The organism is Rhodonellum psychrophilum GCM71 = DSM 17998 (assembly GCF_000381545.1).
GTDB classification, from domain to species: Bacteria; Bacteroidota; Bacteroidia; order Cytophagales; family Cyclobacteriaceae; genus Rhodonellum; species Rhodonellum psychrophilum.
This window is the reverse complement of sequence record NZ_KB906680.1, coordinates 121440-137365: the sequence shown is the minus strand read 5'-3', so window position 1 is coordinate 137365 and position 15926 is coordinate 121440. Positions and strand designations below refer to the sequence as shown.

The 15926-nt window shown below is 44.0% G+C and carries 10 protein-coding genes; 5 read left to right on the top strand and 5 right to left on the bottom strand.

Annotated elements, in window-relative coordinates; translation table 11 throughout:
- Positions 1–9 precede the first annotated feature (9 nt).
- Positions 10–2028: an OmpA family protein gene (locus F824_RS0113490; protein WP_019598436.1), complete on the top strand. Its 2019-nt coding sequence runs from the start codon at positions 10–12 to the stop codon at positions 2026–2028.
- A 275-nt stretch (positions 2029–2303) separates the two neighbouring features.
- Here the strand turns inward: F824_RS0113490 and F824_RS0113485 are convergent, their stop codons facing one another.
- The 5 genes from F824_RS0113485 to kduI all read right to left on the bottom strand — a co-directional run bounded on the left by F824_RS0113485 (position 2304) and on the right by kduI (position 8241).
- Positions 2304–3710: a tagaturonate reductase gene (locus tag F824_RS0113485; protein WP_019598435.1), complete on the bottom strand. Its 1407-nt coding sequence runs from the start codon at positions 3708–3710 to the stop codon at positions 2304–2306.
- A gap of 68 nt (positions 3711–3778) precedes the next feature.
- Positions 3779–5200 carry a glucuronate isomerase gene (gene uxaC, locus F824_RS0113480; protein WP_019598434.1) on the bottom strand — a complete coding sequence of 474 codons (1422 nt, stop codon included), beginning with the start codon at positions 5198–5200 and terminating at the stop codon, positions 3779–3781.
- Positions 5201–5217: 17 nt separating this feature from the next.
- On the bottom strand, positions 5218–6240 hold the full coding sequence (locus tag F824_RS0113475) for a LacI family DNA-binding transcriptional regulator (protein WP_019598433.1): 1023 nt from the start codon (positions 6238–6240) through the stop codon (positions 5218–5220).
- Between the two features lie 376 nt (positions 6241–6616).
- The gene (locus F824_RS0113470; protein WP_019598432.1) at positions 6617–7399 is read right to left on the bottom strand and encodes a gluconate 5-dehydrogenase; all 783 of its coding nucleotides are present in this window, start codon (positions 7397–7399) and stop codon (positions 6617–6619) included.
- A gap of 2 nt (positions 7400–7401) precedes the next feature.
- Positions 7402–8241: a 5-dehydro-4-deoxy-D-glucuronate isomerase gene (gene kduI, locus F824_RS0113465; protein WP_019598431.1), complete on the bottom strand. Its 840-nt coding sequence runs from the start codon at positions 8239–8241 to the stop codon at positions 7402–7404.
- A 323-nt stretch (positions 8242–8564) separates the two neighbouring features.
- Between kduI and F824_RS0113455 the strand changes: the two genes are divergently transcribed.
- From F824_RS0113455 to F824_RS0113440, 4 genes are all read left to right on the top strand, one after another.
- A complete protein-coding gene (locus F824_RS0113455) occupies positions 8565–9836 on the top strand; it encodes a DUF4861 domain-containing protein (protein ID WP_019598429.1) in 1272 nt (423 codons plus the stop codon).
- A 64-nt stretch (positions 9837–9900) separates the two neighbouring features.
- Positions 9901–12933, top strand: a complete 3033-nt coding sequence (locus tag F824_RS0113450; RefSeq protein ID WP_139189816.1) for a SusC/RagA family TonB-linked outer membrane protein — start codon at positions 9901–9903, stop codon at positions 12931–12933.
- Between the two features lie 28 nt (positions 12934–12961).
- The gene (locus tag F824_RS0113445) at positions 12962–14617 is read left to right on the top strand and encodes a RagB/SusD family nutrient uptake outer membrane protein (RefSeq protein WP_019598426.1); all 1656 of its coding nucleotides are present in this window, start codon (positions 12962–12964) and stop codon (positions 14615–14617) included.
- A 73-nt stretch (positions 14618–14690) separates the two neighbouring features.
- The gene (locus F824_RS0113440) at positions 14691–15926 is read left to right on the top strand and encodes a glycoside hydrolase family 88/105 protein (RefSeq protein WP_019598425.1); all 1236 of its coding nucleotides are present in this window, start codon (positions 14691–14693) and stop codon (positions 15924–15926) included.

Genomic DNA, 15926 nt, shown 5'->3' with positions numbered 1-15926 from the left:
CTTAGAAAAATGAAATCATCCAATAATATAAAAAAGGGATCGCGCGCTGCGTGGTCCCCTTACCACATGGTCAATAAAAGTCTCATTTTCGGGGGATTGATGTTTATGGGTATCCAAGCACCACTTGTTGCCCAGGAAGTCCAGTTTTCCAGGCCCTCTTGGTGGTTTGGGGCTGCAGCAGGAGCAAATTTCAATTTCAATCAAGGGACTACCCAGCGGTTGAATTCAAGTTTGATGATCCCCGCAGCCTTCAACCATGGCAATGGTGTTGGGCTTTTTCTTGGACCCGTATTGGAGTATCACCGTCCGGAATCGAGATGGGGAATGATGCTTCAGGCCGGATTTGATTCGCGAAAAAGCAGCTTCGACCAGATCAGAACCGCTTGCAACTGTCCTGCTGACTTGTCAACTGACCTGAGTTACTTGACCATAGAACCGAGCCTCAGATTTGCACCGTTCAAGTCGAACTTTTATCTGTACGGGGGCCCGAGATTTGGCTTCAACAGGACCAATGCATTTACCTATCAGTTGGGAATCAATCCGGACTTTCCGGATCAGGCGCCCACGCCTGAGGTCAATGGTGAATTTAGCAATACCAACAAAAATCTGATCTCTATGCAGATCGGTGCTGGATATGATATCCCGCTTTCCTCCCAAGCAAGCAAAGTCCAAACTGTGCTGTCTCCATTTGTTTCGTTCCAACCTTATTTTGGGCAGAATCCAAGGTCTTCAGAAACTTGGACTTTGACCACGGTAAGGGTAGGTGCTGCACTGAAGTTTGGCAAAGGGCGTAAAATCCCGGCTGTCGTGGCTGCGCCTGTCTCGTACGTGTCTCCAGAGGTCGGCTTCAAGATCGATTCACCCAAAAATCTTCCTTTGGGCAATCAAATCATTGAAACCTTCCCACTTCGGAATTATGTATTCTTCAATGCTGGATCAACCGAAATCCCCAAACGTTATGTAATTCTTGAAAAAGAGCAAGTAAAGGATTTCAAAGCGGACCAATTGGAAGTGTTTGCACCGACTGTATTGTCTGGTCGATCTGACCGACAGATGATGGTGTATTATAATGTGTTGAACATCCTTGGGGATCGCATGGTGAAAAATCCTTCTGCAAGCATCAAGCTGGTAGGATCCTCAGAAAAAGGATCCCAAGAAGGAACCAAAATGGCCGAAACCATCAAAAAATATTTGGTTGGCACATGGGGAATTGCAGGAACAAGGATCGCTACCGAAGGTTTGGATAAACCAAAATTTCCATCCAAAAAGCAAGGAGGCACGCGTGAGCTCGACCTATTGCTTGAAGGAGACCGAAGAGTATCTATCGAAAGCAGTTTCCCTGCTTTGTTGATGGAATTCAAAGGTGGATTGGACGTTCCATTGAGACCTGTATCCACGGAAGCCCCAGAGGAGAGTTATGTATCTTTTGATGTTGAAGGAGCCGAAGAAGCATTTACTTCTTGGAGACTTGAAGTGAAGGATGATCAGGGAAGGGTGCAAAATTTTGGGCCTTACACGGAGAACAAAATAAGTCTCCCTGGTAAATTGATCTTGGGTGACAAGCCTGAAGGTGAATACAAGATTGCCATGGTGGGTCAAACCGAAAGCGGAGAAACCATCAGGAAAGAAACCACCTCCAAAATTGTAAAATGGACTCCTCCTACCAGTCAAGAAGGAATGAGATTCAGCATAATCTATGAATTCAATGATGCAAAAGCCATTGCCTCCTATGAGAAATATCTTACGGATGTGGTTGCCCCAAAAATCACTCAAGGTGCTACTGTCGTGATTCATGGTCATACGGATGCGATAGGGGAAGAAGCCTACAACTTGGCATTGTCTCAGGCTCGTGCCAATGATGTGAAAAGCATTCTTGAAAGAAGTCTTTTGAAGGCTGGAAGAAACGATGTGAAGTTTGACGTCAAAGCATTTGGCGAAGATGCAAACCTTTCTCCTTTCCAAAACAAGTTTCCTGAGGAGCGTGCTTATAATCGTACGGTTATCATTGATGTGCTACCCAGAAAGTAAGCGTTTGAATCTGAAATAAGGATTCTTATGCTGTATAATGAAAAAAGGCAGTTCCAATGATTTGGAACTGCCTTTTTTATTTTATTGATGGTTTAACCCGAAAGATGCAATAGTTTTCTAAATGGGATTGAAACTGAAATAAAATCAGACTATTGGGAGAATAAATACCTGCACCAATAGGGTGAATTTAAAAATAGTATTTAATAAATTGAATATCAGTAAATTGTGATATTCAATTGTGTTCGGGATGCATAAAACAGATTTGATTTTTTATGTCAACTTTCTACAGTGCTTTCCTTCAGATTTCCCAATACAGCATCTTTCAAACCTTCTAATTGGCTCAGATCCATTCCCCAGAAATCTATCCTCCCCAAGGTTTTCTCCACGACGGTTTCCAGATTTTCCTCCTTCCAAACCTCCTTAAAGAAAGCCATGACAGGTTCATCATCCTTGAGCGGAATTGGTTCTCCATTGATTTCTCCTTTGTAAAAAGCAATCAGGGCGGCAAAAGATTGGATAAGGTGTGCCGGCCAAATCCCTTTGATTCTATGGTATTCCAAAATCGAGGGAAGTACCCTGACCTTGAATTTTGAAATGGAGTTGAGGGAAATCGAGACCAACTCATGTCGGATAAATGGATTTCGAAACCTGTCCAAAACATCATTGGCGAATTGTTCCAATTCCTCCTTGGGCAAATCCAAGGTTGGGATGATTTCCCCAAAAATGGTTGCTTTGATAAATTCACCCATTTCCGGATCTTCTACGGATTCCCTGACCGTCCTAAAACCCTTCAGGAATGCAACCGGCACCAAAGCAGTGTGGGCACCATTCAAGATTCTTACTTTTCGGGTGCGATAAGGATTTTGGTCTTTTACAAATTTCACCTGGAGTCCAGCCTGAGCAGCGGGGAATTCCTTTTCTAGTCCTTCAGGTCCTTCGATCACCCAAAGATGAAAGGGTTCCGCCATCACGACAAGATTGTCCTCATAACCCAATTCCTCCTGAATCTCTCCTATGGTTTCCCTTGGGAATCCTGGGACAATTCTATCCACCAAGGTATTGCAAAAGGAATTAGCTTCTTCGATCCAAGAGGAAAATGCCTCCGACAAATGCCAAAGTTTTGCATATTTCAAAATACATTCCTTCAGGATTGCACCATTCTTGTCGATCAATTCACAGGGAATCAGCACCAAGCCTTTTTTTGGATCGCCATTGAAAGTTTGAAATCTTTTGAAAAGCAAAGCTGTCAATTTCCCAGGGAAAGTGAGGGGAATCGATTGATGCTCCTTGTCTTCTGGATCAAAGGTGATCCCAGCCTCTGTGGTATTGGAAATGACAAATCTCAAATCCGGATTCTCACCCAATTCCAAATATGCAGCATAGTCCTCAAATGGATTCATGGCTTCCTGTATACAGGTAATCAATCGACTTTCCTGAGTGGGCTTTCCGTTTTGGATCCCCTGAAGCAGCACATGATACAATCCATCCTGCGCTTTTAGCATTTCAGCCAGACCTTGGGCAATGGGTTGCACCACGACCACATCTCCATCAAATGAGGTCTTCTCATTCATCACATCCACCATCCAGTCTACAAATCCCCGTAAGAAATTCCCTTCTCCAAACTGAAGGATTTTGACTGGCCTTTTGGCTGTGTCTATATTTTGTCTATTTAGATTTTTCATGGTTTTGGATTGGGGATGACATTGGGAAAGGAAGTGGATTTCACTATAAGAAGTTTTAAGACAGGATTTTAAAAGCGAAAATATTCCTTCGCATTGTAATAGGAGATGTCGGAAATGATTTTGCCCAGCCAAGCTTCGTCAGCGGGAAGTTCTCCATTTTCGACATCTTGAGCGATTAGATTACAGAGAATCCTGCGGAAATATTCATGTCTCGGGAAAGAAAGGAAGCTCCTCGAATCCGTCAGCATTCCCACAAAGCAACTCAGCATCCCCATATTGGATAGGGCGTTAAGTTGCTTTTCCATCCCATCTTTTTGATCCAAAAACCACCAGCCTGAACCGAATTGGATTTTGCCCTTGATGGAGCCATCATTGAAATTCCCCACCATGGTTGCCAACACTTCATTGTCGGATGGGTTCAGGTTGTAAAGGATGGTTTTGGCAAGTTGGTCACTGCTGTCCAAGAGATTCAGATAGCTTCCCAATGCCCTTGCCTGGGAGAAGTCTCCAATGGAATCAAATCCCGTATCCGGACCCAAAGTGCGCAACATCCTGTCGTTGGTGTTGCGTAGGGCTCCCAAGTGGTACTGTTGTGTCCAGCCTTTGGCATGGTACATTTTGCTCAACTCCACCAAGGTGTGAAATTTGAAGTAGTCTACTTCTTTGGATTGTAGGGTTTTTCCTTCCTGAAGTTTCCTGAAAAGTGTTTCCACGTCAAAGGTTCCCAACTCAAAGAAGTATAGTTGCTCCAAACCATGGTCCGAAAGTCTTCCTCCCATGTCGTGAAAGAAGGAAATCCTGTTTTCCAGAGCCTGCAATAAATCCGAATACCTGCAAATTTCCACTCCACTGGTATCGGAAAGAAGGTTCAGATACGCTACATAGCTTCCTGGATTTTCTACCGCATAAGACTTGTCTGGCCTGAATGTGGGAAGGAGTTTGGTTGGGACCTTGTTTTTCTTGGCCAGGATGTGGTATTCCAAAGAATCCGTGGGATCATCAGTAGAACAAACGGTTTCCACATGCATCCTTTTCAACAAGCCTTGGGTATGGAATTCCGGATCCTGCAAAAGTGCCGTCGCCTCTCCATATACTTTCGTTGCGGTTTTTGGAGTCAACAATTCCTCGATTCCAAAATAACGCCGCAATTCTAAATGTGTCCAATGATACAGTGGATTTCTCAGTGTATAGGGAACTGCTTCCGCCCATTTTTGGAATTTTTCTTCGTCGCTTGCCTTCCCGGTAATGAAATGTTCGGAAATACCCAAAGTCCTCATCGCTCTCCACTTATAGTGATCGCCGTTCAGCCAGATCTCCGTGAGGGAGTTGAATTTTCGGTTGGTGGCAATGTCATGGGGAGATAAATGGCAGTGGTAATCGATGATGGGCAGTTTGGCCGCATAATCATGGTAAAGCAATTTGGCAAAATCAGTTTTGAGAAGAAAATCCTGAGTCAAAAACCTGTTTTGTTCAATTACGGGTGAATGCATAATATAAAATGTTTTGATTATTTTTTCTGGCTTGATCTTCTGATGATCAACTCAGGTTTCAATACTGTTTTTTGGGGGGAGTCCTTTTTTTGGTCGGATTTCAGCAATTCGAAAAATGTTTCGGCGGTTTCTTTCCCCATGGGAATACTTTTTTGGTCTACGGTAGTCAGGGGAGGATCTGTGAAAGAGGTGAAGGGCTCATTTCCAAACCCGGCCATCATTACTTGTTCGGGGATTTTGAATCCCCTTTCCTTGAGCACCTGCATGGCGCCCATGGCTGCATAATCCGAGGAAGAAAACACGGCATCGAAGGGTATGTTCTTTTCAAGAATGTTCAACATGCTCTGCCTGCCATCTTCGAGCTGCATATTGCTTTCTTCGATCAACAAAGGGTCGAAGGGAATCGAATGGTCCTGTAAGGCATCCATGTATCCCCGCAACCTTTCTTTGTAGATATTGATTTTTTTTGGACTGGTAAAATGTACAATTCGTTTGCAACCTTGTTGGATCAAATGATCCACTGTCTGATAAGCGCCATAATGATCATCAATCACCACCTGACTGACTTCAAGGGAATTGGTGATCCTGTCAAATAGGACAAGTGGAATCCCTTTGTCCAAAACTTTCTGGAAATGGTCGAATTTTTCCGTGTTTTTGGCAATGGAAGCGATGATTCCATCCACCCTAGCATTGAGTAGCGCCTCAACAGTCTGCACTTCCTTTTCATAGTCTTCGTATGACTGTGAAATAATCACCTTATAATCCAGGGTGTTGGCAATGTCCTCAATTCCCCGGATGACGGAGGAAAAGAAATTTCTGTTTACGGTTGGAACGACTACACCGATCAACTTGCTCTTGCCACTGCGCAGGGCAGAGGCGATGTTGTTGGGTTGGTAGTTCAACTGCCGGGCCATTTTGATCACCAGTTTTTTGGTGTTTTCTGAAATCCGGGGGTGATCATTCAGTGCACGGGATACCGTGGATGCGGTGATTCCAAGTTTCTCCGCGATATCATGGATGGTAGATTTACCCTTTTTCATATTGAATTGTTTAACCCGTGTGGCGCATTACCTATTCTTTCCAGCCTGAAATTACCTAACAATCCGTCTTTGTTTGTGATTTTGGACCTCACCATATTGGTAAACTGCATTATTCTTCAAACAGTCTGAATTTCTTGCAGTTCCAACCCTTTTGGGAAACCTAAGGCGTTTTTCGGGTTAAAAGCAATTTGCATTTCAAAACCGAAAGTTGGCGGGCTTGTCTTTATAATTTTGCTGAATTTAGTGAATCCATCTTTTGTATCTAGCAGGACTTGGAAAATAAAACGTCAATGAAAATCCTTCAGTCTGCCTTCACCAAGCAGGGCAGATGGTGTGGAAGATACCCTTAAATTTTCACTTCAGTCAACTTCGTTTTTTAGTCTCTAGGCTTCCCAATCGTAGCCAATATCCCTCCATCCACATATAAAATCTGTCCGTTGACAAAATCGCTGGATTTACTGGACAAAAAGATAACAGCTCCTGCAAGATCCTCCGGGTCGCCCCATTTCCCTGCAGGTGTGCGGCTGATTATAAATTCATTTAATGCATTTCCCGGTACCCTAAGGGGGGCGGTCTGTTCCGTTGCGAAATAGCCAGGGCCTATTCCATTGACTTGGATGTTGTATTTTGCCCATTCAGTGGCAAGATTTCTGGTCAACATTTTTAATCCACCTTTGGCCGATGCATAGGCACTGAGGGTGTCCCGACCCAATTCACTCATCATGGAGCAAATATTGATGATTTTTCCTCCTCCTCGTTCCACCATGGTTTTTGCTACGCGTTGGGAAACAATAAAAGGGGAAACCAAATCCATGTCGATGACTTTCCTGAAATCCTCAGGATCCATTTCCAAGGCGGGTACCCTTTTGATGATGCCTGCATTGTTCACCAGAATATCTATCGGGCCAACTTCGGTTTCGATCTTTGAAATGTTCTCAGCGACTTGCGCCACATCGGACACATCAAAGAGGTAAGGTTTTGGAAAGATCCCTTCTTTTGCATATTCCTGCAGGGCCAATTCCATTTTGGAAGGGGTATGGCCATTGATGACCAAAGTCGCACCCTGAAGGGCGAGCGCTTTGGCCATGGCCATTCCCAATCCGTGGGTTGCTCCGGTGACTAATGCAACTTTTCCACTTAGGTCAAATAGGTTTTTCATATTTAGAATAATTCAGTAGGGGCTACGATATCCATGTCTCCATAGTCCAGGTTTTCGCCTGCCATTCCCCATATAAATGTATAATTGGAAGTTCCCGCGCCACTATGAATCGACCAAGGCGGCGAGATGACTGCTTGGTTATTTTTCATCCAAAGGTGTCTGGTTTCCTCTGGTTGGCCCATATAATGACAGACTGCCTGTCCTTCCGGAACGTCAAAATAAAAGTAAGCTTCCATCCTTCTGTCATGGGTATGCGCTGGCATGGTGTTCCATACACTCCCAGGTTTTAGCAAAGTCATTCCCATTTGCAATTGGCAGGTTTCCACTACCGAATTGACTAACAACTTGTATATCGTTCTATGGTTTGAGTTTTCCAAGGCTCCCAAGGTGACCACTTCGGCATCTTCCAGCCCCACTTTTTTGGTGGGATAGGATTTGTGGGCGGGGGCGGAGTTGAAATAAAACAAGGTTTCACCCTCAGTCGCGGGATGAAAAATGACATCCTTAGCGCCCTTGCCAATGTAAAGCGCTTCTTTGTGTGCTAGCGTATACTGTGTACCATCTACTTCGATTGAAGCTGCTTGCCCAACATTGATGATTCCGATTTCCCTTCTTTCGAGGAAATATTCGGATTTGAGTTGGTCGATTGTTTCCAATTGAACTGGAGCGTTTTTGGGATGGATTCCCCCCACGATCAATCTGTCATTCAAGGTGTAAATTCCGTGGATTTCATTGGGAACAAAAAGGGTTTCCAATAAAAAGTGCTCCCGCAAAGCTTTTGTGTCATAATTTTTGACATCAGCGGGATGGTTGGCGTATCGGGTATGGATAAAGGTATGCATGCAGTTTATTTAATGTAATCGTTTGCGCAATATACTTGAATAATTTCTCAAAAAACAAATGAAAAGACTAAATTTTTTTCAACACGTAAAAACAGGATCAGCCATATATTATTTCTTTTTATACCAGATGTAATCTTTTAAACGGTTCCCACAAGAAAAAAGTAAGGGCTTTATTTTTTATTTCGAATATTCTCTTTTTATTGTGCAATCGATTGCTCAATAGGTTGTTAATTGATTGTTTTTGTGCAAATGTTGCGCAAATCCCAATTTTCGTTTTCAAGCCATTGACAGGAACACAAAAAACTTCTAACCTCAAATCCTTCATGAACAAACCTGCTACTTGTTTCCAACTTTTAAATTTCTACATTTTTCTTGCCCTCAGCTTTGTGCTCTTTTCCTGTGGATCGCCCGAAAAAGAGCTTTCCGAATTTTCAGACACCATGGATTTGGAGGTTTTCAATCCTTTGGATCGGGAGAGAAGCGATGTGATGGTTTATATGAACGAGAAGGACCTGCTCAGCAAGTATCCAAATTTCAACGCCAAAGGCTTTGTGGTGAAAAATGGCGAAATGGAAATCCCTTCTCAATACAATGACAAAGGGCATGAAATCGGGATTGTTTTTGTGTTGCCTTTTATAGGGCCAAAAGAGACAATGTCGATCCAAATTGCCTATCACTCCGAAAATGAAATTTCCCGAGATTATCCCAAACTCACCCAAGCAGAACTTTCACACAAAGTGGATGGTCATTTTGAAAACAGAGTGTATATGGGAGGGACATTCCAAAACGTGGATGAATTGCATGTGCCAGCTGAGCATACCGATCATTCCTGGTTTATCAGATACGAAGGCCCGGGTTGGGAATCAAACAAGGTGGGCTACCGATTTTATTTGGATTGGAGAAATGGCGTGGATGTTTTTGGCAAGAAAGTGCCGGAACCCATTCTCCAGAGGGTAGGTCATGACAATTTTGACTCCTACCACGACATGTCGGATTGGGGAATGGATGTGTTGAAAGTCGGGAGTTCACTCGGTGTAGGTTCGATTGCCACCTTTATCGATGGACAAGCCAAAAGGGTTGATGTCACCGACAGCCTCTATGCCGCAGTCAGGAACAATGGTCCTGTTTATTCTTCCATCGAAACAAAATATTATGGATGGGATTTGGGTGATTCCAAGACCACCATCACCTCCAATTTGAGCATCCACTCCGGAACTAGGCTCAGCAAGCAAATGCTCAACAGTTCCGATGAAATCGGGAATTTTGCCACCGGGCTGATCAAGGATCAAAAAGCCGAAGTCATGACTGGGGGAGAAGGATTGGCCTTTGAATATTTGGCTACTTATGGGCCGCAGAGTTTGGCCGAGGACAAACTCGGTATTGCGGTTATTTATCCAAGTGCCCAAAAAATGGAGCTTACCCAAGACAAGCATTCCCATATAGTGGTCCTCAAACCTGAAAGCAATACCATTACCTACTATTTCCTCGCTGCTTGGGAACAGGAAAAAGGTGGGATTCAAGACAAGGAAAGCTTTAAAATTTACATGGATCAGGTAGTGGAAGAGCTGTCGAATCCACTTGTCGTCACCTTTTGAAAAATCAATTCAACTACCTAATATAAATCAAACAATTTACCCTCAATTAACCCAAATGCGCACAATGCAACATCAGCTCAAATCAAGGTGGAATCCTGTTTTCCTCCCTCTCCAAAACAAAATCAGGTCCCAGGCTTTTTTTGTTCTCTCCCTAATTTTCCTGGGATTGTTACCTTCCATGTCTTTTGCACAGCAAATTCTGGTAAAGGGACAAGTCATGTCAGGAGATGACAATCTTCCTGTTCCCGGTGCTACCATCTTGCTCAAGAATTCCCAAAAAGGAACAATTACAGATGTTGATGGACTCTACACTATCGAGGTGCCAAGTACTGGCAGTATCCTGATTTTTTCCTATGTGGGCTACAATACCCAGGAAGTTCAGGTCAACAATCAAAATACCATCAATGTAACCCTTCAGACCGATACCCAAGATTTGGGTGAAGTCGTAGTCGTGGGATATGGAACGGTCAAAAAATCAGACTTGACGGGTTCGGTGGTCTCCATAAGGGACAAAGACCTCACTGCGATTCCCGTCACCAATGCCTTGGAGGTCATGCAGGGAAAAGTTCCGGGTTTGGATTTGACCAAAGCGAGTGGACAACCCGGTGCGGGACTTAATTTCACCATCAGGGGAAATCGATCCCTCAATGCGAGCAACGGTCCTTTGATTATTGTGGATGGGATCATTTATGGTCCAAACATGGATGTGAATCCAAACGACATTGCCTCGATAGAGGTGTTGAAAGATGCTTCTGCCACGGCCATTTATGGTACTTTGGGTGCAAATGGTGTGATTTTGGTCACTACCAAAAGAGGGGCTTCTGGTAAAAGTAAAATTTCGGTGAACAGTTACTACGGCGTTCAAACCCTAGGCGGCTATGCAGATATCATGACAGGACCTGAGTGGGTGGACCTGAGACGGGAATCCAGAAGAACCGTAGGGGAGTGGAACAGTCCTGCAGATGATGAAAAGATCTTCAACCCAACGCAACTGGAGAATTTCCAAAACGGCAGGTACACAGACTGGGCTCAACAGCTTTTGGGAACTGGTAGTCAACAAAACCATCAAATCAGCACTTCGGGTGGATCAGACAAGGCCACTTATTACTTTTCTATGGAATATTTCAATGAAAAAGGGCTTTTGGAAAGAGATGAGTTGAACAGATATAGCGGTAGGCTGACGGTAGATTATAAGGTCTTGGACAATTTGAAACTCACGACCAATCTAATGTACACCATGAAAGACCAAGACCGAAGAACGGATCCGATGAATCAGGCAAATAAAATGAGTCCATTGGGAATGCCTTTCGACAGTGAAGGAAATGTCAATACTTTTCCCGTGGGAGATGCATCGACTTTGAATCCTTTGATGGACCAGGTCCGCGGCAACTTCGAGGACAATGAGCTGAACAAAAGATTTTTTGGAAACCTTAGCCTTGACTGGAATGCTACCAAAAATCTGACTGTTACTTCCCGATTGGGAATCGACGCCATTACGATGAGAAGGGGATTATTTGCTGCTACCAATACCATAGCAACGGGTGCAAATGGATTGTCACTCGCTCGTGCGGACAACAATTCCTTTTCGAGGACTACTTGGGAGAATTTTGCCACCTACACCTATGTGTCCGGAGATCATGAATGGCAGGGATTGTTGGGAACAAGTATTTGGACCGAAAGTTCGGAAAACTATTTTGCCGAAGGCCGCAACCTACTTTCTCCAACGATGCTCTTCAATAATCTTGGTGCATCACAAACAGGTATCCGACTTGGAAGTTCTTTGGAAGAGCGTTCTCTTGCTTCTTTCTTCGGAAGAGTGAATTACAAATTCAAAAACAGATATCTCTTGACTTTATTGATGCGCTCTGATGGGTCTTCGGTATTGTCCAAGGGGAACAAATGGGGCTATTTCCCATCTGCGGCGCTTTCATGGATACTGAAAGAAGAAAGTTTCTTACAAAATATGGAAGGTTTAACAGATCTTAAAATCAGGACGAGTTATGGGATTTCAGGCAACAGTGCGGTAAATCCTTACCAAACATTGGGTGGTCTTTCCAAAAGTACATATGCTTTTGACAGGGGAACCGCCGAAAGTCCAGCTTTTGGTTTTTATCCTTCCTTGATCTCCGCGCCGACACTTTCCTGGGAGACCACCGCCACGACCAATTTTGGCTTGGATTTCGGGTTTTTCAACAACAGGATTACTGGTTCAATTGATGCCTATCAGCAAGACACCAAGGATTTATTGATGCAAAGGGCCTTGCCGACGACTTCAGGTTTTTCTTCCTCATGGGACAATGTAGGGAAAGTGAGAAACAGGGGAATTGAGGCACTTATCAGCACCATCAATGTAGACCGCATGAATGGCATCAGGTGGAATTCTGACATCACCTTTTCCAGCAACAAAGAATCCATTATGGAATTGGTGGACGGCGATCGGGATTTGGCCAATGGCTGGTTTGTGGGACATCCCATCAATTCTTTTTATGACTACCAAAAGATTGGAATCTGGCAATTGGGAGAAGAGGATGCTGCTGCTGTAAATCAACAGCTACCTGGCGAAGTAAGGGTTCGGGACCAAGACGGTGATGGTTTGATCACGCCGGAAGACAGGGTTATCATTGGTAGCGCAGTCCCAAAATTCACCCTAGGTTTCAACAATAGAGTGACTTATAAAGGAGTGGAATTGTCATTTTTCATCTATGCCAGACAAGGACAGATGATTGTCAGCGAAGCTGCAGGTTCCTATAAAATCGACGGTTTGGAAAATGGTCCAAAGCTGGATTATTGGACGCCGGAAAATCCAACAAATGATTATCCAAGACCAAATGCAGGGACAAGCAGAGCGAGTACCCGTTATTATTCGACCCTTCAATATGTGGATGGATCTTTCGTAAAAATCAGGGATGTAACTGTTGGGTATAATTTCCCAACCGCAGTGACAGAAAGATTAAAAGTGTCACGGTTGAGATTTTATGCCACTGCCAAAAATTATTTTGTGTTTAGCAATATGGGTCCGTACGATCCAGAAAGAGGCGGAAATCTAAGTTTCCCAATGACCAGACAGATGGTATTCGGGCTCAACATAGATTTATAAATTTCTAGTCAACTTCAAATTCAACATCATGAAAAAATCAACAGCTTTATATAAAATAATGGGATTGCTTTTGCTTTCCACCATCTTTTCCTGTGAAAGCTTCCTGGAGGAAGACAACAAGACCGGGCTGACTGCAGATGCCTATTATGCTACGGCCGAGGGAATGGAGGCATTGGTCAATTCCTGCTATACACCTATGCGGTTTTGGTATGGCAAAGAAAACGGAATCGCCCTGACAGAGACGGGAACAGATATTTTTACGCGGGGAAATGGAATGGAAAATCCTCCCGTGGCCTTGTATAATTCCGACTTGCAAGGTGCAAATGCCCCGATCGGATTTTACTGGACGAGACTGTATTCGGCTTTGAATACGACCAATTCTGTGATCGGAAGAATCGGTGACTCGCCACTGAGCAGCACGCTTAAGCCAATCAGAGAAGCAGAGGCAAGGTTTCTGAGGGCGTTTTATTTATGGCACATTGTGGAAACATGGGGCGGTGTCCATTTCACTACCACAGAAGTAACGGCAATCGAGTCCACTGCGAACAAGACTCCTATCGAGACCTTTTATGCCCAGATATTTGAGGACTTGGATTTTGCTGTCAACAATCTGCCCGCCACCACATCGGATTATGGTCGAGTAATCAAACCATCGGCGGAAGCATTTTTGGCCAGAATGCACCTGTACAGGGGAAACAATGCTGAAGCGGCTAGGTTGGCAAAAAATGTCATCAACGATTATAATTATTCACTTGTAGCCAACTACGCTGATTTATGGAATATTAATAACGTCCGCAATTCCGAGGTGGTTTGGTTGGTGAATTTCACGGCTGATTTGGTCCTGAACAGGGAGTTGGAAAATCCAGATGGAGATATCCTATTGAGAGATGGTGGAAACAATTCCCATCTGTTTTTCTTGATGACCTATGACCAGATGCCGGGGATGTTGAGGGATATCAACAATGGTCGGCCTTTCGCCAGATTTATGCCTACAGCGCATTTATTGGATTTATTTGATGAAACAAAAGACGCCAGATTCAATGCCACTTTCCAGACTGTATGGTATGCTAATAATTCGAAAAATGCACCTGCGGGCATGAATTTGGGTGATACAGCCATCTTTGTTACCAAAAAAATCATCCCACAATCGGTAAAGAATGAAAAAAATTACAACATCATCGACAGAAGCAGAACCTATGGGCCAAACGATGCGCCATTGGTAAGGGACCGATACATGTCACTGAAGAAATTTTTGGATCCATCCAGACTCACCATTTCCCAGCAACAGGGGAAAAGGGATGCCTTCGTCATCAGGCTTGCCGAAATGTTCCTGATCGTTGCGGAAGCAGAAATGAATCTGGGCAATATGGGTGAAGCGGTCAATCACTTCAATGCAGTGAGAAGAAGAGCAGCGTTACCTGGTTTTGAAGAGGCAATGGAAATCTCTGCGGCGGAATTGGACATTGACATGATCCTGGATGAAAGGGCGCGTGAATTTGCTGGCGAGCAACAGCGATGGTTTGACCTGAAACGTACCGGTAAATTGGTGGAAAGGGTACAAGCCTGGAATCCAGATGCCGCTGCCAACATCAGGCCTTACCATGTCTTAAGGCCAATTCCGCAATCTCAGTTGGATGCGGTGACCAACAAAAATGAGTTTACCCAAAATGAGGGTTATAATTAATTTCAATATAAATTAACTATCCAGAAGTTGGCAACAGCTTCTGGATTTTAACCATCCCAAACATGCCCAAAATATGAACATAAGACTTAAAATCAGAGGGTTAAACATATTGGCTTTTGCACTTTTGCTCGTAGGAACTTCTTGCGGAGGAACTTCAGATGCCAAGCTGGTTCAACAGGAGGAGGAAACAAGCCCTAAACCCAAATACTCCAGTTGGATGGCCCAATCCGAAATCAAACGAAATCCCGAAGGATGGACGCTCGACTTCAACGAAAAACCCAAATGGGAATATACCCACGGCTTGGTGATGTCTTCAATGCTGAAAGTTTGGGAAAATACAGGTGATCAGCAGTATATGGATTATGTCAGGCACTTTGTCGATTTTATGATCGATGAAAATGGAGTGATTAAAACATACAAGAAATCCGATTACAATATTGATAGGGTCAATGGCGGGAAATTCCTGATCGAACTTTACAAGGAAACCAAAGAGGAGAAATTCAAGCTTGCCATTGAGGAATTGAGGGATCAGATGCGGGAGCATCCGAGAAATTCAGATGGCGGATTTTGGCACAAGAAAATCTACCCCCAGCAAATGTGGTTGGATGGCATCTATATGGGTTCCCCATTTTTGTCCAAATATGCCGTTGAATTCAACGAGCCGGCGCTTTTTGATGATGTCGCCAAGCAAATTCACCTCATCGACAAGCATTGCTACAGTCCGGAAACAGGCCTTTTCCATCATGCCATTGACGCAAGTAAATCCGAAAAATGGGCAGACCCAGCAACCGGACTTTCCACCAATTATTGGGGAAGAAGTATCGGTTGGTTGGCTATGGCTTTGGTGGATGTCCTGGACGACATGCCCAAGGATCACCCAAAAAGGGCGGAAATTGTTTCTATCGCACAGAAACTGGCCAAAGGAATCGTGAAGTATCAGCACGAATCAGGCACATGGTACCAAGTGATTGATCAGGGTGACAGAGCAGGTAATTACTTGGAATCCTCCGCGACCAGTATGTTTGCTTATTTTCTGATCAAAGGAGCCAAGAATGGATATCTGGATCAAGAATTTAGGGATGCAGGTGTGAAGGCTTATGAGGGAATTCTAAAGGAATTTATCAGAGAAGATGCCGATGGAGGCATCACCATCACGAACGTATGTGGCGTGGCTGGTTTGGGTGGAAATCCTTATAGAGACGGATCCTATGAATATTATGTAGGGGAAGAAATCCGGGAGAATGATCCCAAAGGAGTTGGCCCTTTTATCTTGGCTTCCCTTCAATATGAATCCTTAGACAAAAATTGA